Source organism: Sorangium sp. So ce887 (assembly GCF_051521455.1).
Classification (GTDB): Bacteria; Myxococcota_A; Polyangia; order Polyangiales; family Polyangiaceae; genus Sorangium.
Window position 1 is genome coordinate 5,457,019 of sequence record NZ_CP150354.1, and the last position, 22,211, is coordinate 5,479,229.

The 22,211-nt window shown below is 73.9% G+C and carries 18 protein-coding genes and 1 pseudogene; 11 read left to right on the plus strand and 8 right to left on the minus strand.

Translation table 11 applies throughout. From position 1 onward, the window contains the following. Positions 1-94 precede the first annotated feature (94 nt). A complete protein-coding gene (locus tag WMF36_RS20375; RefSeq protein ID WP_437581283.1) occupies positions 95-2,854 on the minus strand; it encodes a transglycosylase SLT domain-containing protein in 2,760 nt (919 codons plus the stop codon). A 274-nt stretch (positions 2,855-3,128) separates the two neighbouring features. Here WMF36_RS20375 and WMF36_RS20380 point away from each other — a divergent pair, with 274 nt between their 5' ends. The 4 genes and pseudogenes from WMF36_RS20380 to WMF36_RS20395 all read left to right on the plus strand — a co-directional run. Beyond that, a complete protein-coding gene (locus WMF36_RS20380) occupies positions 3,129-3,611 on the plus strand; it encodes a MarR family winged helix-turn-helix transcriptional regulator (RefSeq protein ID WP_437581284.1) in 483 nt (160 codons plus the stop codon). 354 nt (positions 3,612-3,965) lie between these two features. Further along, a complete protein-coding gene (locus WMF36_RS20385) occupies positions 3,966-5,135 on the plus strand; it encodes a hypothetical protein (protein WP_437581285.1) in 1,170 nt (389 codons plus the stop codon). Positions 5,136-5,324: 189 nt separating this feature from the next. Further along, positions 5,325-6,122, plus strand: coding sequence for a CDP-alcohol phosphatidyltransferase family protein (locus WMF36_RS20390; RefSeq protein WP_437581286.1), 798 nt, complete (start codon positions 5,325-5,327; stop codon positions 6,120-6,122). Between the two features lie 221 nt (positions 6,123-6,343). Continuing rightward, a pseudogene (locus tag WMF36_RS20395) lies at positions 6,344-6,976 on the plus strand (phosphatase PAP2 family protein); the annotation flags it as partial. Positions 6,977-7,023: 47 nt separating this feature from the next. Here WMF36_RS20395 and WMF36_RS20400 read toward each other — a convergent pair. Further along, positions 7,024-7,734, minus strand: coding sequence for a cob(I)yrinic acid a,c-diamide adenosyltransferase (locus WMF36_RS20400; RefSeq protein WP_437581287.1), 711 nt, complete (start codon positions 7,732-7,734; stop codon positions 7,024-7,026). A gap of 99 nt (positions 7,735-7,833) precedes the next feature. Between WMF36_RS20400 and WMF36_RS20405 the strand changes: the two genes are divergently transcribed. Further along, positions 7,834-9,411: a hypothetical protein gene (locus WMF36_RS20405; protein WP_437581288.1), complete on the plus strand. Its 1,578-nt coding sequence runs from the start codon at positions 7,834-7,836 to the stop codon at positions 9,409-9,411. A 73-nt stretch (positions 9,412-9,484) separates the two neighbouring features. Continuing rightward, positions 9,485-10,648, plus strand: a complete 1,164-nt coding sequence (gene moeB / locus WMF36_RS20410) for a molybdopterin-synthase adenylyltransferase MoeB (RefSeq protein WP_437581289.1) — start codon at positions 9,485-9,487, stop codon at positions 10,646-10,648. Positions 10,649-10,756: 108 nt separating this feature from the next. Here moeB and WMF36_RS20415 read toward each other — a convergent pair whose 3' ends face one another. After that, a complete protein-coding gene (locus tag WMF36_RS20415) occupies positions 10,757-11,089 on the minus strand; it encodes a hypothetical protein (protein ID WP_437581290.1) in 333 nt (110 codons plus the stop codon). Between the two features lie 266 nt (positions 11,090-11,355). On the opposite strand from WMF36_RS20415, the gene WMF36_RS20420 reads away from it, so the two are divergent. The 5 genes from WMF36_RS20420 (at position 11,356) to WMF36_RS20440 (ending at position 15,801) form a co-directional block, all read left to right on the plus strand. Further along, on the plus strand, positions 11,356-11,724 hold the full coding sequence (locus tag WMF36_RS20420; RefSeq protein WP_437581291.1) for a hypothetical protein: 369 nt from the start codon (positions 11,356-11,358) through the stop codon (positions 11,722-11,724). A gap of 199 nt (positions 11,725-11,923) precedes the next feature. Then, positions 11,924-12,940: a tetratricopeptide repeat protein gene (locus WMF36_RS20425; protein ID WP_437581292.1), complete on the plus strand. Its 1,017-nt coding sequence runs from the start codon at positions 11,924-11,926 to the stop codon at positions 12,938-12,940. Positions 12,941-12,996: 56 nt separating this feature from the next. Continuing rightward, positions 12,997-13,995 carry an FxLYD domain-containing protein gene (locus tag WMF36_RS20430; protein WP_437581293.1) on the plus strand — a complete coding sequence of 333 codons (999 nt, stop codon included), beginning with the start codon at positions 12,997-12,999 and terminating at the stop codon, positions 13,993-13,995. 49 nt (positions 13,996-14,044) lie between these two features. Continuing rightward, positions 14,045-14,260: a hypothetical protein gene (locus tag WMF36_RS20435; protein ID WP_437493219.1), complete on the plus strand. Its 216-nt coding sequence runs from the start codon at positions 14,045-14,047 to the stop codon at positions 14,258-14,260. 62 nt (positions 14,261-14,322) lie between these two features. After that, a complete protein-coding gene (locus tag WMF36_RS20440; protein ID WP_437581294.1) occupies positions 14,323-15,801 on the plus strand; it encodes a hypothetical protein in 1,479 nt (492 codons plus the stop codon). A gap of 6 nt (positions 15,802-15,807) precedes the next feature. Here the strand turns inward: WMF36_RS20440 and WMF36_RS20445 are convergent, their stop codons facing one another. The 5 genes from WMF36_RS20445 to WMF36_RS20465 form a co-directional block, all read right to left on the minus strand. Next, positions 15,808-17,697 carry an ArnT family glycosyltransferase gene (locus WMF36_RS20445; RefSeq protein ID WP_437581295.1) on the minus strand — a complete coding sequence of 630 codons (1,890 nt, stop codon included), beginning with the start codon at positions 17,695-17,697 and terminating at the stop codon, positions 15,808-15,810. Next, entirely contained in the window at positions 17,694-18,680 is a 987-nt protein-coding gene (locus WMF36_RS20450) for a hypothetical protein (RefSeq protein ID WP_437581296.1), read from the minus strand. The genes WMF36_RS20445 and WMF36_RS20450 overlap by 4 nt, the downstream gene beginning before the upstream one ends. A gap of 51 nt (positions 18,681-18,731) precedes the next feature. Continuing rightward, on the minus strand, positions 18,732-19,520 hold the full coding sequence (locus WMF36_RS20455) for a hypothetical protein (RefSeq protein ID WP_437581297.1): 789 nt from the start codon (positions 19,518-19,520) through the stop codon (positions 18,732-18,734). After that, positions 19,517-19,939: a hypothetical protein gene (locus tag WMF36_RS20460; RefSeq protein WP_437581298.1), complete on the minus strand. Its 423-nt coding sequence runs from the start codon at positions 19,937-19,939 to the stop codon at positions 19,517-19,519. The genes WMF36_RS20455 and WMF36_RS20460 overlap by 4 nt, the downstream gene beginning before the upstream one ends. 114 nt (positions 19,940-20,053) lie before the next feature. After that, positions 20,054-22,123, minus strand: coding sequence for a hypothetical protein (locus tag WMF36_RS20465; RefSeq protein ID WP_437581299.1), 2,070 nt, complete (start codon positions 22,121-22,123; stop codon positions 20,054-20,056). Positions 22,124-22,211 lie beyond the last annotated feature (88 nt).

Consider the following 22,211-nt stretch of genomic DNA (forward strand, 5'->3'; position numbering starts at 1 on the left):
GAGGAGTTGCTGAACGCGCGGCTTCCCCCTTGCGCTGGGTTGAGCGCCGCAGCGCAGCAACGTCGCAACGTAACGCCGCGCGCGCGGCCGTGGGTCACGGAGACGGAGCGGGAGGCGCGGGCGAGGCGGGGGCGGTCGTCGCGAGGGGGATTCCGCCGCTTCCACCGGGGCCGCCGCGGGGCCAGGTCGTGACGCTCACGCGGCGCTCGCGGGCGAAGGTCCGCGCGACCACGGCGCGCACGTCGGCCGGCTCGACCTCCTCGAGCGCGCGCAAGAGCCGCGGCAGGCTGCCCGGATCGAGCGCAGCGCGCAGCCGCAGATCCGTGATCGGCCGCGGGGACGCAGGCGGCGGCGCGACGGCGGCGCGGCGCGCGAGCTCCTTCTCCAGATCGAGCTTGAGCAGCGCCTTCGCGAGCGACAGCTCCTTCCAGGTCGGGCCGGACGTCGCGAGCGACGCGAGCTCGGCGTCGAGGCGCTGCTCCAGCTCGGCGGCGTTGCGCGACGGAGCGGGCGTGAGCTCCACCGCCGCCACGCTCGCCTGCGCGCCGAGCGACAGCCGCCCCGTCACCTCGGACGCGAGCTGCCCCTCGGTCACGAGCGCCTTCGCGAGCCGCGCGATGCGCGGGCCGGTGAGGATCTCCATCGCCACACGGAACGACGCCTCGTCCGCGCCCCCCTCCGGCGGCGCGATCCAGCCGTAGAGCAGCCGCGGCGCCGGCACCGCGCCCTCGAGGACGATCCGCTCCTCGCGCGGGTGCGGCCCGATCGGCCGCTCCGGCTCCGCGACGACGCGCTGCAGCGAGCGCGCGAGCGCCTGCTCGACCGCCGCGCGCGAGACGTCGCCCGAGAGCGCGATCGTCGCCTGGGCCGCGGCGCGCTCGCGCCGGAGCGACTCGGTGAGCAGGAGCTCGCTGGCCGCGCCCACGTCGGCGCGCGCCCCGAGCAGGGTGCCCTCGAGCGGGTGGCCCGCGGGGAACAGCGCCTCCCCGAGCGAGAGCCATGACGGGCCGTACGGCGTCCGCTCGAGCGCGCGCCGCGAGGCCGCGCTGGCCTGCCTCCTGAGCTCGGCCACGCGCGCCGCGCTCGCCTCGCCGAGCAGCATCCTGAGCCGCGCCGCGACCAGGTCGACGCCGATCTCGAGATCCCGCGGCGGGACGGTGATCGCGACGCGCGCCTCGCTGGCCAGCGCCGGCCCCGCCGCGCCGGCGTCGCTCGCGGACCGCGCCGGGACCGCGACGGACGCGCTGATCGAGACGAGCGGCGCCGCTGGGTCCTCCCGCAGGTCGACCGCGATGCCGCTCGGGAGGCGGAAGCGCTGCACCTGCTCCAGGCCGAGCCCCGCGAGGAGGCCGATCTGCTTCTCGATCGCCGCCTCTCGGCCCTTGAGGGCGCGGCGCGCGCCCGGGCCCTCGGCGACGTCGAACGGCGACGCCGGGGCGAAGCGACCGCTCCGGAGGCCGAGCGGGTCGTCCTCGAAGGCAGGGCGAAAGCCGACGTCGCCGCCGATCATCACGACCGGGAGCTTCGCCTCCAGCGCCTCCGGGTTGCCGAGGAGCGGCATCGGCGCCGGCGCCTGGCCGGGCGGGATGAAGAGCGGGAGCCGGTTCCGGCCGAGCGACACGGGGCGGGGCGGCAGCGACGCGTCGTCCAGCGCGAGCTCGCCGCTCGCGCCGCGCGGCGGCAACGCGGCGGACACGCTCGACAGGCCATCGCCCCCCTCCTCGTCGAGCTCCTCGTGGTCGAGGTACGCCGGGAAGAGGGCCATCGCGCGCGCGACGCGATCCGCGGGGAGCGAGATCAGGTGGTCGACGCGTCCCGGCGGGACGCGGTCGCGCAGGAGCTCGGGGTTGTGCTCGCGCAGCACGGCGGTCGAGATGCCCGCGGCGCGCGCGACGGTGCGGAGCCGCGTCCCCGGCGGCACCGCGACCTCGCCGAGGTCGAGCGGCGCGAGCGGCGCGACGTCGGGCAGGTCGAGCCCGAAGCGCGCGCGGTTCGCCGCGACGATCCCGAACGCCACGATCTGCGGCACGTAGTCCGCGGTCTCCTTGGGGATGGCGCCGGCCTGCGCGAGCTCGGCGACGCCGATGGGCCCGCGGGTCTCGGGATCGCGCGCAGCCGCGACCTTCGACAGCGCGCGGAGGACGCCCTCGTGGCCGACGTTGTACGCCGCCAGCGCGAGATCCCAGCGGCCGAAGCGCTCGTACAGGTCGCGCAGGTGCGCGGTCGCGGCGTCGGTGGCGCGCGTGAGGCTCATGCGCGCGTCGATCCACTCGGACTGCTCCAGGCCGTAGGACTCGCCCGTCCTCGGCATGAACTGCCAGAGCCCCGCCGCGCCGGCCGGCGAGACCGCCCGCGGATCGAAGCCGCTCTCCACCGCCGCGACCCAGAGGAGATCCTCCGGGAGGCCCGCCTCGCGGAGCGAGCGCTCGACGATCTCGCGGTACGCGCCGGCGCGCCGGAAGCGGCGCTGGAAGACGGCGCGCCCCTCGTCCGACTGGGCGAAGAAGCGGACGAACCGCATCGTGCGGCGCGTGAGGGGGACGTCCAGATCCGGCATCGCCAGCGTGGCCAGCGCCGCGCCGTCGGGGTCCTCGAGATCCTCGTCCGTCGCGGGCTGGAACTCGCGCACGAGCAGCGCCGTGACGACAGGCGGCGCGTCCCCGGCAGGCGGAGCGCATGCCAGCGCCGGCGCGACATCGGCCGGCGCCCGATCGAGCAGGCCGGGATCACGGAAGGCGCGGTACGCCGCCGAGAAGGACGCACGCACCGAGGGCGCCTGGCCGACCGCCGCGCCAGAGAGGCAGATCAGCGCGCCGAGCCCGGTCCACAGAGCGGCTCGCCGTGCCCAGCTCATCACCGCCGATCTTGCTCCGAAACCGTCCGCGGGCGCTACGGCAAAGCGCGGAGACGGCGGCGGCGATGTGCGCTGCTCGACGGTGCGCCCCTCCCCGGGCGCGCCGTCCCTGCCCCTCGGCATCGCCTCCCCACCCCTCCCCGCCTACCCGTCCCTGCGGGGTCGAGCCCCGCGGCGCGCCTCACGCCCGCTCCGCGACCGCTCATTCACCGGCCGGCCCTCCCTGCGGCCAGCACTAGCCACCTGCGTCCGGGCGAGCTAGCACGCGTCGACGATGCGCTCGTCTCAAGCCGCGCGCCCTGCGGAGAAGACCTCTCGGCTAGGCGAGGTGCTCGACTTCATGAAGCTCCTGTGGGCCGTCGATCACGGCCTGCAGTCGACGTCGAAACGCATGGAGGCGAAGATGGGCGTGACGGGTCCGCAGCGGCTCGTCATCCGCATCGTCGGACGCTACCCCGGGATCTCCGCCGGGCAGCTCGCCGAGATCATGCAGCTGCACCCGAGCACCCTCACGGGCGTGCTCAAGCGGCTGCAGCAACGCGGCATCATCGAGCGCCGGGTCGATCCGAAGGACGGCCGGCGCGCGCTCCTCGGCCTCACCGCGCGCGGACGCGAGCTCGACAGCCTCCGCACCGGCACGGTGGAGGCGGCCGTGCGGCAGGCCCTCAAGGCGATGCCCCGGCGCAAGCTCGAGGCCGCGCAGGATGTGCTCTCGGCCGTCGCCGAGGCGCTGCAGCCGCAGCAGGCCGACGAGTAGCGTCGCCGGCCGGATCAGCGCGCGCGGCGCGCGTTTCAGTCCGGGCAGCGCGGATCGGCGAGCGCCTGGCAGCCGCGGCAGCCGCGACGCGCCGGAGCCGCGTCGCGCGGAGCGAACGGTGCTTCGCGCCGGGGAGCGCAGCGCGATCTACGCGAAGCGCACGGCTCCGCCGCGACCGGCCGACCCTGCGGACATCGAACGGAGGAGCAGCGGTCGTCCCGCACGGCAACCCGCTTCCCGCGTCCCCGAGGCGGCGGGAGGCGCCGCGCCGGACCCGCGAACCGAGGCCTTCGACGCGGCCTCCGCCCGGCGCGCGGCGCGCCGAGGGCCTCTCATCACCACGACGAGGGAACAATGAAGCACTGGGTTCTTGGCGCGATCAGCGCGGCGATCCTCGCCGCAGCGTGGGGCTGCGGCTCCGGCGGAGGAAACGGCGGTGCCGACACGGGAGGCGGCGCAGCAGGGACGGGGGGCAGCGGAGCAGCGACAGGCGGCGGCGGGAGCGGGAGCCAGGCCGCGGCCTGCACGATCACGGCCCGTGGCCTGGAGGTGAGCGGCGGCCGCGGGACCACGCCCTCGATCGCATGGACCGGGTCGGGCTTCGCCATCGCCTGGCAGGAGCGCGGCGCCGACGAGGGCGACATCCACCTCGCGGTGGTCGACGCGGACGGCAACAGGCTGGGGGAAGAGGCGATCGAGGCAGGTCCGGGCGTCTCCAGACACCCGAGCGTCCACCGCGACGGAGAGGGCCTGCTCGTCCTCTGGCAAGCCGAGGACGGCACGGGCAGCATCGTGCGCGGCCGCCGCGCGACGCTGGAGGGCGTCCCCGACGGGGCCGCCTTCGAGCTGGTCCAGAGCGGCGCGGCCGAGTCCTGGCCCATCGCCGCCGCGGGCCAGGACGGGGTCGTCCTCGCGTGGATGGATGCGGGCGGGTCGCTGCTCGGCTTCCTCGACAGCGGCGCGCTGGGCAACGCGACGCCGCTGGACCAGGCGCAGTTCCCCGCGGTCGCGACCGACGGCGAGAGGACGGTGCTGGCCTGGACCCAGGGCGACGCGCTCGGCTTCGCCAGACCGGGCCGGGGGAGCGCGCCGCTCGAGCGGGTCGCCCACCAGGGCGTCGACGCGAAGCTGACGCGCGTCGCGCTCGGCGGGGACGACGCCTTCGTCGCCTGGGAAGACACCCGCACGGGCACCGAGCAGATCCGCGCGATCCGGATCTCCGCGCAGAACGAGGTGTCCCGCGAGGCCCTCGTCTCGCGGACCGAAGGCAGCGCGAACTGGCCGGCGCTCGCGTGGACCGGGCGCAGCCTGGCCGTCGCGTACTACCAGTTCCGCGACGGCGCCCCGGCCGTCTTCGTGGCGCTGCTGAACCGCGATCTCTCGCCCGCCGGCGTCGACGTCGAGGCGAGCGGCGGCGGCGCGCCCGCCCGGTACCCGGCGCTGGCCTGGACGGGCGAGGAGCTCGCCATCGCGTACGCGGAGGAAGACCGGGGCATCCGCCTCTCGCGCGCCAGCTGCAAGTAACCGGCGCGGCGCTCGCTCGCGCGCTCCCCGCCGCGTCGCCGCCGCAGGTCGATCGCCCGCGGCGGCGCCGCGACCGGGGCGCCCGCGGCGGCGCAGGACGGCCGCCCGCGTCGGCCCGGATCGAACCCTGCAACCGCTCCCTGGGTGGCCGTTCTCCCCTGCGCCCTTGCGATCCTAATCTGCACAGCCGTGCTCGGCGCCTACGCCCTGCGCGTCGCGCGCCACGGCCGACCCGCGATGCCGCGGCTCGGCGCGTCCCCGGGGAGCGCGCTGCTCCCGGGCCCCGTGGTCGAGGCCTTCTACTGGTCGTTCCACGCCCCCGCGCGCGCGCTCGTGCGCCTGGGCGTCTCGCCGGACACCCTCACCTACCTCTCGCTCGCCCTGTCGCTCGCCTGCGCGCCGCTGCTCGCGATCGGCCGCTTCCGGGCCGGCGCCGCGCTGCTCATCGCCGGCGCCGTCCTCGACGCGCTCGACGGCATGGTGGCGCGCGAGGGCGGCAAGGCGTCGCGGGCCGGCGCCGTGCTCGACTCGTGCCTCGACCGCGTGTCCGACGCCGCGCCGCTCATCGGCCTCGCCGTCTTCTACCGCGGGCACGCCGTCGCGCTCGCGCTCCCGCTCGTCGCCATGGTCGCCTCGTCGCTCGTGAGCTACGCGCGCGCCAAGGCCGACGTCTACCGGATCGCGCTGCCCAACGGGCTGATGCGCCGACACGAGCGGCTCGCCTACCTCGTCGCGGCGCTCGTCTTCGGCCCGGCTGTTCCGACCACGCCGCTGACCGGCGCGCTGCCCTTCCCGATCACGCTCGCCTGCCTCGCCCTGGTCGCGAGCGTCGGGCTCGCCGCCGGCCTGCGGCTCATGCAGCGGACGCGCGCCGCCCTGGCGACCGCCGACGCGGCGGAGCTGCATGGGCCGAGGACGACCGCGCGCCCCGAGGGGGAGCGCCGGCGCCTGCTCGGCAGCGGCAAGGCCACAAGCGCGCCGCTCTGATCATGCTCAGGCACGCGCGCGCGCTCTGGGGCCCCCTCTGGTGGCTGCCGGCGCTGCCGTGGCTCGCCTACGTCGCGCTCCTCGCGAGGCGCGGCGCCGCGCGCTGGGACCACCTCGCGGTGGCCGCCCTCGTCGCGACGAGCGCCTACGCGAACGAGCGCTCGCGACGGTTCTTCGTGAACGCCCTGCCCTTCTTCCTCCTGTTCCTCGTGTACGACGCCATGAAGCAGCTCGGCGGCGGGCTCGTCGCGCCGGACGACGTCCTCGGCTGCGAGCTGCGCTCGGCCGAGCTCGCGCTCTTCGGCGTGGAGATCGGCGGGCGGCGGCTCACGCCGGGCGATCTGCTCGCCCGGCTGGAGCGCCCCGCGCTCGATCTGCTCTGCGCCGTCCCGTACGGCGGCTACGTGCTCGTGATGGTGGGGCACTGGCTCCACCTCTACCGGAGCGACGCGCTCGCGGCGCGCCGGTTCGCCTGGCTCGCGTTCACCACGCACCTCCTCGGCATCGTCACGTACCGCCTGCTGCCGGCCGCGCCGCCCTGGTACGTGCGGGCCCACGGGTGCGCGATCGATCCGGCCGCCCAGAGCTCCCCCGCCGCGCTCGTGCGCGTCGACGCGATGCTCGGGATCACCTACTTCCGCGACCTGTACAGCCGCGGCGCGACCGTCTACGGCGCGCTGCCGTCGCTCCACGTCACGTACCCGCTCTACGGGCTGCTCGTGACCTTCCGCACGGCGAGCGCGCCGTCCCTCGTCGTCCAGCTCGCCTACGCCGTGACCATGCTGTTCGCGGCGCTCTACCTCGACCACCACTGGCTGATCGACGCGCTGCTCGGCTACGCCTACGTCGCGCTCGCGTGGGCGATCGTCCTCTGGACCTTGCCCGACCGGGGCGGCTCGGATCAGGCGAGATGTGCCTTGCCGCCGCTCGCCGAGACGTCGGGCTCCCAGAGGAGCTCCGGCGTGCCGAGGAGCGCGGCCGCCCAGCGGCTCCAGACGAAGAGCGCGTCGCTCAGGCGGTTCAGGTAGCCGACCGCCTGCGGATCGGCGTTGCCCCCCTGCGCGAGGCGCACGCAGCAACGCTCGGCCCGGCGGCACACCGTCCGCGCCACATGGAGATCCGTGTTGAGCCGCGAGCCGCCCGGGAGGACGAACGAGCGCAGCGGCGCCAGATCGGCCTGGCAGCGGTCCATCTCGGCCTCGAGGAGCTCGATCTCCGCCTGCGTCACGCGGGGCTGCTTCGGGTGCACGTCCTCCGGGAGCGTCGCGAGGATCGAGCCGAGGTTGAAGAGCTCGTGCTGGACGCGGAGCAGCGTGCGCCCGAGGTCCTGGAGCCGCTCGGCGCTCCCGGCGGGCGCGCCCGGGAGGAGCTCGATCAGCGTCTGCCGCGAGGCCCCGATCAGCGCGTTGAGCTCGTCGACCGTGCCGTAGGTCTCGATCCGCGTGTCGTCCTTCGGGACGCGCTGCCCGCCGACGAGCCGGGTCAGCCCGCCGTCCCCCTGCCGCGTGTAGACGCGGTTGATCGTGATCTTCGGCGCGCTGAAGACGCGCCCCGCCTTGTCCTCGGCCTCTGCCCGGGGAGCACCCGTCCCGCGCGGTTCGTCGTCGTTCACAGGGATTTCACGTAGGGCGTGCGCGTGCGAGGGTCAAGGAACCCCGCCGGAGGGGCGGCATTGACGATCGTCCGGATGGAGTGGAACAGTCCCTTCCCTATGCGCTCCCCCGGACCGTCGCTCCGTCGTCCGTTTCCCCTCGCCCTCGTCCTCCTCGCCGCGCTCCCCGTCGCGGCCGGCTGCGCCGCCGAGACCGCCGCGCGACCCGCGCCCCAGCCCGCCGTCACGGCGGAGATGGCGCGCATCGCCGAGAGCCAGCGGCACTTCGACGAGGCGAGCCGCGCGCTGTCCGACAAGCGGTACCCCGAGGCCCGCGCGCTGCTCGACAAGGCGAGCGGCCTCGGCGTCGACTCGCACCGCTACCAGATCGGCGAGCTGCGCGAGAAGCTCGACCGGCGCGAGGCGAAGCTCCGGGCCAGCGAGGCCGCCGAGCTGCTCGATCGGCAGGACTGCGAGGGCGCGTTCGCCAGGCTGTCGGCGCGGATCGACGAGCTGAAGAGCGAGGCGTTCACGCAGGAGGCCCGGAAGCTCGTGGCCTCGCAGGCCGTGGCGTGCGCGAGCGGGAAGGTCGACGCGGCGACGACCGCCGGCAAGTTCGCGGACGCGCGCGCGTTCGTCGCCGCGCCGCCGACCAGGACGGTCCTCGGCGACGAGGCCGCGGATCGGCTCGCGGCGGAGCTCGACGCCACGATCGCCGAGGCCCTCTACGGGCAGGTCGAGCCCGACATCACGGCCGGGCGCTGGGCGAGCGGGGTCGAGAAGCTCGACGCCGCAGTCAAGCGGGGGGACGCCTCCGAGGAACAGGGGCGCGCGGTGCTCGCGCGCGTCCGCGCGGCCGCGGCGCCGCGGCTGACCGAGCTCGCCGGCAAGGCGGTCGGCGCGCGGGACGCGGCCGCCACGCTGGAGCGGCTCGACGCGACCCTCGCGCTCCTGCGCTGGGACGCGCTCGCGCCCGACACGGCCGATCTGCAAGGGAGCAGCGCGGCCGACTTGCCGGGGAGCAGCGCGCTGCCCGAGCCGCTCGCGCGCAAGCGCTCGGCCCTGGCAGCGTGGGTCGAGGCGATGCAGGTCCGGATGAAGCCGATGAAGAAGCCCTCGATGCGCTGGTCCCACGGCACGGTCGCGGTCGCGCCCGCCTCGGACATCGACGGCGAGCCGAAGCACAGCCTCCCGCCCTCGACCCCCGTCTGGATCCTCGGCCAGACAAAGGATCTCGCCCTGGTGACCGCGGTCGATCCCGGCACGGCCATGCTCACGGCGGCGCTCGAGGTCGCGATCGGGTGGGTGCCGCTGCCGCGCCTCGCCCCGGAGCCGACCGTCGACTGGCTGCCGCCGAACGATCAGCTGAAGGGCGAGCGCGTGTGGGGACCGCTCCGGGAGAAGCAGCCCACCTTCGAGCTCGGCGTCGTGAGCGACGTCCAGGGCGCCGACATCCTCGTCCGGCGGCTCGCGGACGACGTGGAGGTCAAGCTGTCGCGCAAGCAGCTCCGCAGCGGGCGCCTCGCCCCGGGCACGACGGTGCTCGCCCTCTGCAAATCCGAGAACGAGATGGCGAGGATCATCGACGTGCCGCCCACCGGCCGCGTCGCGCGCATCGAGTGCGCAGGGGGCGTGCAGAAGGAGGAGCCGCTCGCCTCGCTCCGGTCAAGGCCCGATCTCCTGCCCCGCAGCCACTAGAAAATCCGCCTCCGTCCGTCCGTCGTTGACTCGTAGCGCCGCGCACCTAAGTCTCCCCATCTCAGGAGCCACGATGCCTACGACCTATAGCGACCTCATCTCCGACGTCCGCAAGTCCATCCGCGAGCTCTCGCTGAGCGAGCTCAAGCGCCGCCTCGACGACAAGGCCCCGATCGTGCTCCTGGATGTGCGCGAGAAGGAGGAGTACCGCGCCGGCTACATCCCGGGCGCGATCTCGATCCCGCGCGGCTTCCTCGAGATGCAGGTGGAGCAGAAGCTGCCGGACAAGGCGGCGCACATCGTCGCCTATTGCGCCGGCGGCACGCGCTCGGCGCTCGCCGCGAAGACGCTCCAGGAGCTCGGCTACACAAACGTCGAGAGCGCCAACCCGGGCTTCGTCCGCTGGAAGGACCTGAACTACCCGGTCGAGCTGCCGCCCAACCTCACGGAGGCGCAGCGCGACAGGTACTCCCGCCACCTGCTCCTGCCCGAGGTCGGCGAGGCGGGGCAGGCCAAGCTGCTCGCCGCCAAGGTCCTCCTCCTCGGCGCCGGCGGCCTCGGCAGCCCGGCCGCCCTGTACCTGGCCGCCGCCGGCGTCGGGACGCTCGGCCTCGTCGACGCCGACGTTGTCGACAACTCGAACCTCCAGCGGCAGATCCTCCACGCGACCTCGCGGGTGGGCATGCCCAAGGTCGACAGCGCCGAGGTGGCGATCCGCGACCTGAACCCCGACGTGAAGGTCGTGAAGTTCCAGGAGCGCGTCGACAGCTCCAACATCGACCGCATCTTCGACCAGTTCGACATCGTCCTCGACGGGTGCGACAACTTCCCGACCCGCTACCTCGTGAACGACGCCTCGGTCTTCAAGAAGAAGCCGGTCGTCCACGGCTCGATCTTCCGCTTCGAGGGCCAGGTGACGACGTTCCTGCCGGGCGTCGGCCCCTGCTACCGGTGCCTCTATCCCGAGCCGCCGCCCCCGCACCTCGCGCCGAGCTGCCAGGAAGCGGGCGTGCTCGGGATCCTCCCCGGGCTCGTCGGCATCATCCAGGCGACCGAGGTCGTGAAGCTGATCCTCGGCCAGGGGACGCCCCTCATCGGCCGGCTCCTCACCTACGACTCGCTGCGGATGAAGTTCGGCGAGCTCAAGCTGCGCCGCGACAAGACCTGCCCGGCGTGCGGCGAGTCGCCGACCATCACGAGCTACATCGACTACGAAGGCTTCTGCATGATCGGCTGATCGCCGCGCTCTGGGCAACGCGAGCGGCGCGAGCGGCGCGGGCGGCACGACGACCAAGCGCCCGCGCCGCCCGAGGCGCCGCCCCGTCCGGCGAAGCCCTCCGCGATGTCACGAGGGGTACTGGACCACGGTGCTCTTCTCGGGCCGCTCGATGCGCTCCACGCGGCTCGTCACGACCTGCCGCTCCTGCCCATCGGGGTCCATCTGGGTGAAGTAGATGGGGGCGCCGACGCGCGCGTTCTGCGGCTCCGGGATCACGACCCCGTTCGGGTTGATCCGGACCGCGCCCTGGAGCTTCAGGTGCAGCGCGAGGTGGGCCGGCCTGAACTTCCGCGCGGCCCGATCGCGCACGGCGACGCAGACCTCGTCGCGGACGTGATACTCCGTGTTGCGGGTGATGAAGACCCGGTGCCTGCGGCGGTCGTTGCCCGTGTAGCTCATGGTCGCTCCTTCGCGCCCTTCGGCGCGACGCGCATCCTGGCAAGGCGCGACGCGCGTGGCCAAATTCGTCGCCGCCGCGCGGCCCTGCGTCCCGCACACAACCGCGTGCCGCAGCAACTTTGTGCGGATCTCCGCGAGCTTCTGGGAATGCCGAGCGCGTCGGTGCCACGATCGCGATCGCAATGCCCCGCAGCGAGCGTCTACCCGGTCCCGGTCTGGCGAAGGTCAAACGCCCGCCTCTTTTCCAGCGACGGCGCGTCGAGCTCGTGACCTGCTCGGCAGGGCGCCTCCACGCGCTGTTCGACGGCGCCGACGTGGTGAGCGAGGGGAGCACCCGGAACGAGGGGGGCGCGCTCGTGTATTACGGGTCGACCAGCCTGCTCGTCGCGCTCCCGCCGGACGTGCCGCTCGCGGCGCCGCTCGACCGGGCGCTCGCGCTCGACCCCCACCTCCGGCTGCGGGCGCTCCGCGTCGCGCAGCGCGAGGCGGCCGCGCGCGCGGGGGGCCCGCTCGGGCCGCTGCAGGCCGAGATCCGCTGCGGGCTCGCGCCGCGCGCGGCGGCGGTCGCGTTCGCGCTGACCGTGGACGTCATGGCGCGCGTGCTGGTCACTACCGGCAGGACGGCGCGCGCGTGATCGCTATGCGAAGCAAGAACACCCCCCTGGAACCGCTCGCCGTCGCGCCGCCGCGGCGAGCGCTCGCGATCTCCGCTGCGTGCCCTCTTGACGCGCGTGTCCACGTGGAGAACGGGAGCACTCCGGCGCGAGGCGGGGTACGCTCCCCGCGGCGCGCTCAGCCTCTGCCGATCCTCGGCGCGGAGCCCGCGACGCTGCGATGAGCAAGAAGGACCGTTCCGCCTCCGGCGATTCCGACAAGGTGATCCACGTCGTGTTCGGCCCCGGCGGGGGCCGGGTGTCGGAGCCCCCGCCCGCCCCGCGGACCGGCGAGCCGGAGGCGCCGCAGCCTGCGCCGGGCGCGCGCGAGCCGGTCACCGACATGTTCACCGGCACGGAGGTCGGGCGGCTGCTCGGCATCTCGCCCGGGCGACTGCGCTCGCTCGATCGCGCCGGCATCGCGTCGCCGAGCGGCCGCCGGCAGGGGCGGCGCGCGTACACCTTCTCGGATCTGATCGCCCTGCGCGCCGCGCGCGATCTCATCGCCCGCAAGGTGCGCCTGCGCGACGTCGCGCGGGCGATCGACAACATCCGCGCCGCGCTCCCCAAGGTGACGCGCCCCCTCGCCGAGCTCCGCGTCGCCTTCGACGGCAAGGCGGTCGTGGTCCGGGGCGCGTCGGGCGCGTTCGAGCCGCTCACGGGGCAGATGGTGCTCGACTTCGAGGTGAAGGAGCTGCGCGACGACGTCGTGCGCGTGCTCCGCCCGAAGGTCGGCAGGGATCGCGCGCGCACGGCCTACGAGCTCTACATGCAGGCCAGCCAGCTCGACGAGGATCCGGCGACGATGGACGAGGCCGAGGCGCTCTACCGCCGCGCGCTCGAGATCGACCCCTGGCTGGCCATCGCGTACACGAACCTCGGCAACATCTGCTTCCGGCGCAACGCCGAGCAGCAGGCCGAGGCGCTCTACATGAAGGCGCTCGAGCTCGACGCGGCCCAGCCGGAGGCGCAGTACAACCTCGGCTACGTGATGCTGGAGCGCGGCCGTGCGCCCGAGGCCATCCGCTACTTCCGCGGCGCGATCGAGAGCGATCCGCGCTTCGCGGACGCCTATTACAACCTCGCGATGGCGTACGAGCAGATCGGCGATCCGACGAAGGCGCGCCCGTGCTGGCGGAGGTACCTGGAGATCGAGCCGACCGGCACGTGGGCCGAGATCGCGCGCCGGCACCTCTGAGCCCCGCGCCGCGGGTTGGATCTGGAGGCCCTCTTTTCCGGCATACTGCGGGCCTCATGGACCAGCAGGGCGCACCGCTCGGCGCGGCAAACCACCCCCCTGGCGGCTATCCGCCGGGTGGAGGCCCACCGGGCGGCCACGGCCCTCCTCCCGGCGGCTACGGCCCCCCCGGCGGCTACGGTCCACCGGGTGGCCACGGTCCTCCCGGCGGCTACGGTGGTCCGCCTCCGCAGGCGTTCGGCCCCTCTCCGGGGGGCTTCGGCGGCGCGCCGCTCAGGCCTCCGCCGAGGCGGTCGCACCTCGGGCTGATCCTCGGCATCGGCTGCGGAGCGATCTTCCTGCTCTGCATCCTCGCCGGCGCGGTGGTCATCTATTTCTCCACGGGCGTCACCGCCCGCGAGATCGCCAGGCTGCCTGAGCCGCTGCCCACGGCCCCGACCGTTGACCGCCCCGTCGACGCGGGCGCGGAGCGAGGCGTGCACCGCGCCGAGATCCGCGATCTCCGGACCTTCGCTGCGCGCGCCGGGAAGCTCCAGCATTTCGTCGGCGAGATCCACAACACCGGGACGGTCGCCATCGGCTCCCCGAGCGCGAAGGTGACGCTCTACGACGCCGGCAACGTCGCCCTCCTGAGCGGCGACTGCGCGACCCAGGTGCGCCTCTTGCCGCCGGGCGAGAAGGTCCCGTGCGCGTTCGCGTCGCAGCGTCCCCCCGGGCTCGCCGCGTTCAAGGCCGAGATCGCCCCCGCGGCCCCTTCTTTCCGGGGGAAACTGGCCAAGCTCAGCATCGCGGACACGAAGTTCACGCCGACGCGCGGGCAGAGCCCGTACCAGGTGGCGGGCAGGATCACGAACGAGTCCACCTTCACGGCCCGGTCCGTGCTCGCGATCGTCTCGCTTTACGGCGCCGACGGCAAGATCGTCAGCGTGGGTCGGATCGCCGTGGCGGGCGGCGATCTCGCCCCGTCGGCGAGCGGCGACTTCGCGGCGAGCATCGTGGATGTCGCCGACGCGCCCGCGACGTGGCAGGTCTTGGCGGTCGGATACAGCGAGTGAGCGCGAGCGGCTGTCGCGGCGCGCTCCAACCGATGGAGAGGTGAACGAGATGAGCGACGTGGGATCGGCCCGGCGGGCCAAGGACGAGCTCAAGGCCAAGATCGCCGGCGAGCCGTGGTGTGTTGGCGTCGGGGTCGAGCGAGAGGACGGGGTCGGCTTCATCGTCCGCGTCAGCGTCCGGTCGGGAGGGGCGGCGGCAGCGCGCGCGGCCATCCCGGAGCGGATCGGCGGCGTGCTGATCAAGCTGATCGAGAACGACCCCTGAGCACGGCCGATCCGCGCTCTCCGTATCGCCAGGTCGCGCAAAACGTGTAAGCTGCGCGCCTCGTGAACGAGCGCAATCTCTCCCGCCGACTTTCCACGAGCATCGTCGATGCACTGAAGGCTCACGGACACATCCTGGTGGCCAGGGGCGGCGCGACCGCGCTCGCGCGCGAGCTCGAGGACAAGATGTCCGCGGACATCGCGACCATCGCGCCCCGGCTCGAACCCTACGCCCTCGTCGACGGAGAGATCACGACCACGTTCGGCACCGACGAGCTCGACGACCAAGTCGAGGAGCTCGTCGCGAGCCTCACGGGCACGCTGATGGAGTCCGAGCACGTCGAGGACATCTTCACCGAGGACAACGTGATCAAGCGCGACGTCTTCCGTGTGATGCGCGACGCGCTGCTCGGGCCGCGGCCCGATCTCGGCCTCGAGGACGACGGCCCGGTGCAGGTGCGGCTGGACACGCTCGGGTACGTCGCCTCGACCGTCGGCAAGCGCGCGCCGGTGGAGGTCTTGCGCGAGTCGCTCGCGCGCGCGGCCGAGAGCGCCGGCGGCAAGCTGACGGCCTACGATGCCGAGCTCCGCGAGGCGACGTTCTCGCTCGAGAGCAGCGACCCCGACGCCCGGCTCGAGATCGAGGAGGCCGTGGCCGACGAGCTCTCCGATCTCGTCGAGGCGAGGGTGGTGACGCTCCCGATGATGGAGCGCCGCTTCGAGCTGCAGCGCAGGATCGACCCCGGAGCGCGCGGCGGCCTGCGCCAGCGGATCGACGCCATCGCCTCGAGGATGCTGCGCGAGGGCGGCTGCGCCGCGTCGTGGGAGCTCGCGGGCGACCGCATCCTCAGGCTCAAGCTGACCCCGCTGTCCGAGCAGGACGCGCTCGAGGTCGACAGCCACATGACGGAGCTCACGCACGAGATCGGGGCGCTGCTCGGCGAGCCGCTCGGCGAGCTCGACGCGACGAGCCCCCCGGCCGTCGCTCCGCTGCGCGGCGGTGCCCCCGCCTCGCGGCGCCGCGAGCCGACGCCGCAGCCGGTGGGCACGGACGACGACGACCTCGAGGACGAGGATCTCGACGACGAGGATCTCGACGACGAGGACGAGGACGGGGACCTCGAGGACGAGGACGAGGGCCTCGAGGACGAGGGCGAGGCGGACGAGGATCTCGACGACGAGGCGGACGACGACGACCTCGAGGACGAGGAGATCGAGGGCGAGGCGGACGAGGACGAGGCGCCCTCGAAGAGGCTCGCCGCGCGCGAGAAGCCTCGCAAGCCGGCCGAGCCCGAGGTGGAGCGGCCCGCGTCGAGCAAGCCCAAGGCCGCGGCGGTCCGGGGCGCGAAGAAGGAGCCGGCCAAGAAGGCGGCCGCCGCGACGAAGAAGGCGCCCGCCTCGGCGGAGCGAGCCGCGACGGGGAAGGCCGCCGCGAGCGCCGCGAAGAAGACGGCGAAGGCTCCGGCGAAGAAGGCCGCGCCCGCTTCCACGAAGAAGACGGCGAAGGCTCCGGCGAAGAAGACCGCGGCGAAGAAGCGCTGAACGCGCTCAGCGGGCCCGGTTGTTCCGGTAGACCAGGATCACCGGCACGCCATCGAGCCCGGCGATGTGATCCGGGCTCGTGGTCCCGAACGCGACCCACGCCTGGTACGCCTGCCCGAGCATGTGCTTCTCGTGGTGGTAGAGGGCGAAGTCCGCGCCCGCGACCGCCCCCACGCTGCGGATGTCCTTTCGCAGCCGCCCGTCGCGCAGCAGCATGTCCCACGCCTGGCCGGCGGTGTCGTGGATGTACACCGTCCCCCGGGGCGGGACGTGCTCGTTGAGGTAGTCCACGACCGCGCCCGTCGTGTAGCCCCAGAAGGAGCGGTTCAGCCCGAGGCTCGCCCCGCCGGGCGCGCCGCCGAAAAGCGGCGTATAGCTCGAGAGCGCCCACGGATGTGCGTGCAGCGTCTCGGCGATGGGCGCCGCGACCACCGCCGCCCCGAGCAGCGCCGGGACGAGCGGCCCGCGCGCCGCACGCGCGAGCGCGGCGACGCCGGACGGCGCGCCGGCGCCGCGCCGGGCGAGGAGCAGCGCGCGGAGCCCGACGCGCGCGCGCCTCACCGCGGCGGAGAACGCGGCCCCGGCGAACAGGGCGATGAACGGGTAGGCCGTCATCCAGTGCTTCGTGCCGCCGAAGATCGGCGTGCTCGGGGAGAGCCACGCGCCGTAGACGGCGGCGATGGCGAGGAACCAGAGGAGCGCCGTGCCGCCGGGGTCGTGCGGCGGCGGCCGGAGCCGCGCGGCGAGCGCGCGCGCCGCGGCGAGCGCGGGCCTCTCGCTGGCCGGGGCGAGCCGCGCCGCCGCGCGCGCGAACGGGTAGAGCAGGCGCTCGCGCGCGGCCGCGCAGAGCCCCGCGACGAAGAGGCAGAGCGTCACGACGGGCACCGTCGCCGCCGTCATCACGGGCGCGTAGGCCCTCGGCATCGGCGGCGTCCAGTAGTTCCGGCCGAGGAACTCCATGTTGTAGTACTCGTGGTTCAGGTGGAACGACGCGTACTCGCGCAGGCGCGGGAGCGTATCGCGCCAGATCCACGGCCAGAGCGCGTAGAAGACGAGGGGGCCGATCGTCGCCATCGCGGCGAGCGCGGCGACCGATCGCCGGGCCCCTCGCGGCGGCTCCGGCGCCGCGGCGGGGGCGCCCGCCGGCGCGGCCTCCAACGACGACGCGGCCTCCGACGACGACGCGGCCTCCGATGACGGCGCTGCCTCCACCGCCGGCGGGTGCGCGACGATCCGCTCCCTGAGCTCCAGGGCGACGGCGTGCGCGACGCAGACGATCGGCAAAAACCACGAGTTGTGCTTCGTGTCGAGCGCGAGGCCGAAGGTGATGCCGGTGAGCACGGGCCACAGCACGCCGCCTTCCCGCAGCGAGCGCCAGTACGCGTAGGCGCACAGGGCCCAGACGGTCACGATCGGCGCGTCGAAGCACGCGAGGTGCGCGTGGTAGAAGTACCGCGGCAGCATCGCGAAGAGCACGGCCGCGGACGCGCCGGCGAGCCGATCGCGCGCCTGCGTGCCCCAGAGGTACACGAGCGCGACCCCTGCGCCCGAGAGGACCATCGCGGGGAAGCGATAGCTCGTGCCCTCCATGCCGAAGAGCCCGAGCCGCTTCTGCAGGAGCAGGTTCGACAGCGCGAAGAGCGACTTGATGAGGCCGGGGTGCTCGTGGTTCACCGACCAGGCGGCGTCGACGATCGCCGGATCGAGCGCGGCGCGCGGCGCCTCGAGCAGCGCCTGGAACCACGCGCCGTAGCGGCTCGCGGCGTGGAAGTAGAACCCCTCGTCGCGCGCGTAGCCGAGATCGCCCGCGGTCGCGAGCAGGAGGGCGACGTACGCCGCCGCGAACGCGAGCGCGATCAGGCCGTCGGCGGGCGCGAGGGGCGCCGTTCGCTTCATCGGGTGTCTGCCTCGAAGCAGTAGTGGCGGTGCGTGTAGTCCGCGGACCGCACGGCGAGCTCCACCTCGGCGCTGGCCGCGCCCGCGTGGGCGGCGAGCGGGAACTCGAACGCCGCCCACCCGTCGCCGTCGGCGTGCGTCGCTTCGCCCACGGTCTCGCCGTTCACGCGCACCGACAGCGTGACCGGCGCGCCGCGCCGCTCGCGCTCGATGATCCAGTACATGCCCGCGTGCCCCCGGATCACCGAGCCGAGCGGGACGCCGCGGAAGCGCGTGACGATCTCGCCGTCCCTCGGCGGGTGCGACCAGATGCACCGGCGAGGGCGGAACTCCTCGTCCGCGATCACCGTGACCCCCACGTTGAAGAACGGCCCGCCGGGGCACTCGAAGCGCTCGGCGGGGAACGTCGGGTGGCCGCCGAGGCCCCCGGCGGCGATCCGCGCGCGCGGGTTCCAGCGGCACGCGGCCGGCGGATCCGTCACGCGCACGTCGGCCGACGCCGGCGCGACGTGATCGACGAAGTCGTAGACGACGCGCGCGGGCGACGGGTTCACGAGGCGCCGGAGCACGAAGCGGCCGTGCTCCTGCCGCGCCTCCTCGCGGAAGCCCGCGAGCTCCTCGGCGCGCTGCCCGAGGACGCTGATCTCGACGGCGGCCGCGTAGCGGCTCTCGTCGGGCCGGGCCGCGTCGCGCAGCGGCATCAGCTCGTCCCCGAGCGCGCGGCGCGCCGCCGGATCCGCCCACGCGGGCGCCACGACCACGAGATCCCCGGGCTGCCTCATCGCCGCGAGGGGCGCCTTCACCTCGCGCCATGCGTCGAACGCCGGAGCCCTCTCGCTGAAGTGGACGTGCATCGCGAGCTCGCCGAGGCCGAGCGCGGGGAGGCCGACGAGCGCGAGCAGGCCCAGGGCGCGGAGCCGCCCGCGCGCGCCCGTCGATCTGCCCGCGGGCGGGGTCGTCTGGTGCGGTTGCGCCGAGGTCATGGGGCCCTCCGGGCGAGCCGTGGGTTGCTGTCGACGGCCTTCGCCACCGGGCTACGGGCGGGGCCATCCCAGGAGTCGCTGCTCGGCGTCCAGGGCGATGACGACGTCCCGGAAGCTCCCCTTGAGTCGCCCGAGCGCGAGGAGGAATCCGTTCCAGTCTTCCTCGGCGACGTGGGCTCCGAGCTCCATCATCGGATACATCAGCTCCTCCCGCGCCGCGTGCCAGCCGAACTCCTGGATGCACGAGAGGCGCGCATGCGCCACCTCCCACCTGGCGGCGGCCGCTCCGCCGGCCTCGAGGAGGTCCGCCGCTCGAAACAGGACGTCCGTATCGATCTCGTCCAGCAGGTCCAGCACGCGTCGCGTCCACATGCGCGCCGGGGCTCCGCTGGCGAGCACGCGGCGCACCAGGCTCGCGTACATCATGGCCCTGCGGCCGTCCGCGGCCCCCGCGAACGTCGCGAGCGTCAAGGAGCGGCGCTGCACGGTGGTGTCCGGCGCGCTGTCCAGCGCGTGGTAAGCGGCGACGGCCCGGGTCACGTTGTCCAGCCGCTCCGCGTCGGGCACGTCGTCGCTGTCGTATGCGCGCGGGACGAGGGGCGCATGGGTCTCGAGGTCAGCCATGTACGCTACCTGAGAGAACTCGTCCTCGTGTTCCCGGATGCCATCGCGAGCGAGGAACATCGGCAAGTCCTTGCGATGCAGGTATTTGCACGTCGTCTGTTCCGGCTGATCGAGGATCGAGCCCCACGTCAGGCAGAAGCCAGCGCCCGGCCCCAGCGTGAGCCCCTGGGCCGGGTTGTGGATGCAGTTGCGGCACGAGAACAGATCGGTGCTCATGCCTTCACAAAGTAGTGCCGCACGTGAGGACGCGCCCACTCCGAGAGCTCTTTGCGAGCGATCCGGGAGACATCGAAGCTCCAGTGGACGAGCGCCTCCTGGCGCTTGACCGCGCGCGGGAGCGCCCGGGCCGCGAGCTCGCGGGCAGCTGGATCGGGCGCGGACCTGAGCTCCTCGCGCAGGGTGCCGACCAGGGCGTCGTGGGAGACGACGCCGTGACCTTCGTCGTAGATCTTGGGTTGAATCAACAGCCAGAGCTGAGGCCCGAAGTCGACGATGGTGGCCGGGTCGATGCTCAGGGAGGTGAACCGCGTGCGCTTGCCGCGAGCATGGACGATGTGCTCCGCGTAGGTCGACTCGTCGGCGAGGTTCGGCGGCGTGATGCCGTCGGCCTGGTCGCGGCGGTAGCAGGGCGTCACGGGCTCCTCATGTCGCGCGAGTATCCGTAGACTTTCGCTCGATCGTCAAGGGCAGGGCGATGCCGACAGCGCTCCGCCCGGCATGGACGTCAGCACGGCGGACGGGGCGACCTGCTACCTCTCGATCGCGTAGACGACGCTGCCGAGCGGCATGCGCTGCATGCGCTCCTCGATCACCCCGCGGAGCCCCTTCCAGGCCCCTTCCTGCTCGACGTAGGTGTCGCGGAGGCGCAGCGCGCCGGCCTTGTCGCCGCGCGCCTTGATGCCGAGCACCGTCCTCGCGAGCGCCTCGGCCGCGGCGGGCAGCTTGTCGGCCTGGATCGCGAAGCACCCCTTGTCCGTGCCGTTCGCCGCCACCTCGCCGCGGTGGAAGCCGAGCGCGCCCGCGTCGAGCAGGCTGCCGAGCTGGATCGCGGCGAGCTGGCCGTAGGGCCGCGGCTCGCCGCCCGCCGTGTGCATGCCCTGCCCCACCTGCCCGAGCGCCCAGATCACATCCCTCGCCTCGGACATCCGGGCGAGCGCCGGGTCGAGGACGCCCTGCTGCACGAGCCAGCCGGTGAAGAAGAGCGCGCCTGTCTGGGCCTTGAGCTCCTCGAGCATCGACGCGAGCGGCCCGCCGTAGATCTCGCTGTCGGTCTTGCCCTGCACCTTGTAGCCCTGCGCCGGGCCCAGGTTGTGGGCCGCCTCGTGCAGCACCGTGCCGAGCGTCGCGACGGGGCGCTCGAGCGAGACGCTCTCCATCGTGGTCTTGCAGAACAGCGACGCGGTCGCCTCCCGCAGCGCGGCGCGGCTGTCGTCGTCGTGCAGGAGGTTCACCATCGCCACGGTGCGGCCGCGGCCCTCGGTGGCGACCCGCCCCCAGTTCGGCAGGCTCTGCCCCGCGGTCCCGCCGGTCGCGGCGCGCGAATCGCCGGCGTTCACCAGGACGTCGATGAAGTCGGGCAGGTGGAACGCGACCTTGCGCGCCTTGTACGGCGCGCCTGCGAGCTGCGCGAAGGCCGCCTCCATGTCGGCCTTCACCGGGTCGAGCTTCCTCTGCCAGGTCAGCGACTCCTGGTTGATGCGCGCGAAGCTCACGTGGAAGCCCGCCTTGCGGTTGCACGGCTCCCAGTACGTCTCGTCCGGCCCCACGCGCAGGTACCACGCCGAGTTCTCGGCGTTCATCTTCGCCCAGGGCTCGTCCGCGAGCTCCCAGCCGTTGTCGAGGAACGCCTGCGACGCCGCGAGCAGGTACGCCTTGAAGGCGGCCTCGCCGGGGCTCTGGATCGCCTCCGCCGCGGCCTTGAGCTCCCGGCTCACCGCCTCCATCTCGGGCTTGTAGGCCTCGCTGTACGGCACGGCCTTGAGCGCGCCGCCCTGCTCGACGACCACGGTGAAGGGGGAAAGGAGCGCCTGCTGGTCCCGCCGCGCCTCGAGCGTGGCGCAGAGCTTCTTGTCCTGCTGGAGGCGCGCGGGGTAGACGCCTGTCACGGGGGGCGGCTTGCCGGGCAGCGCGCTGCAGCTCGGCTCGTTGCGGCTCCTGGGTTGCTCGCACCAGGGCCCCTGGTTGCGCCAGAAGAGCGCCCGGCTCGCCGGATCGTCGGGCGGGATCTTGTCGGCCATGCCGGCGGAGCCGAGCTGCTTCGCGTGGATCTGCTCGATGAGCTCGGCCACCTTGAGCAGGTGGCCGACGATGGCCCGGTCCTCGGCGGACGCGCCGCGGAAGTCGGACCGGAGGAGCGAAGGGCGGCCGGCCGCGAGCTCCGCGAGGACGGCGTCGCGGCGGCGCTTCTCGGCGTCGTCGAGCCCGGCGCGCGGGTGGCCTTCGGCCTTGATCCTTGTCATGGCCTCGTAGGCCGAGGTGAACTCCGGGGTGAACGCCCCGGAGGCGACCCAGGCAGGGGCCGTTGTGTGGTGCCAGAGCCCGGAGACCTCGTCCGGCTCGACCGCGCCCGAGCTGTTCCGGTCGGCGATCCAGAAGAGCGGCAGATCGAGCTCGACGGCGATGCGGTTGAAGTCGAGCCGGGGGATCTTGTCGAAGCGCGGCGCCGGGAGCGCGGCCTGGGCGGCGGTGGGCGCCGGGGCTGCCTGGGGCGGCTCTGCCGGCGGAGGGGCGTGCGGCTGCACGCAGGCGGCGCCCGCGGCGAGGGCGGCGAGGGCGGCGAGCGAGGCGCGGGATGGGGGCATCGGGAGGGGGATCTTCATGGCTGGATCTCCGAGGTGGCCCTCGACCTGCGAGGCGCGCGGGAAGCCGGCAGGCCAGCGAGAGCGCGTGGGCGCGCCGCGAGAGCGG